The 278-nt window shown below is 58.6% G+C and carries 1 protein-coding gene; it reads left to right on the top strand.

Annotated features, from left to right (window positions below; all coding sequences use genetic code 11):
* On the top strand, nucleotides 1-278 hold a 278-nt coding region (locus ACFVYJ_RS13755; RefSeq protein ID WP_463255421.1), incomplete at both ends, for a transposase.

The raw sequence follows: 278 nt of genomic DNA, 5'->3' as shown, positions 1-278 counted from the left end.
CCGAGAATGACCAGTACATCTGCCCCGAAGGACATGCGCTTAAGCAATTCCGGCGCAACTACTCAGATCCGAACCGCGGTCCGACCGGCAAAGGTACAGCGCGCTATCGCGCGTTGAAGGACGTCTGTCAGGTTTGCCCTTCCAAAGCCAAATGCTGCCCCAACGCGGACGCGCGCAAGATCAGCCGCGAAGAACACGAAGACGCCCGCCAGGTCGCCCGCGATATCGCCAAGACCAAGCAATACGAAATCTCAATGAAGCTCCGGAAGAAGGTCGAG

Origin of the sequence: Pontibacter sp. JAM-7 (assembly GCF_048548695.2) — a bacterium.
Lineage (GTDB): Bacteria > Pseudomonadota > Gammaproteobacteria > Pseudomonadales > Balneatricaceae > Neptuniibacter.
The sequence above is the reverse complement of the archived record's forward strand: the minus strand, read 5'-3'. Positions and strand labels throughout refer to the sequence as shown.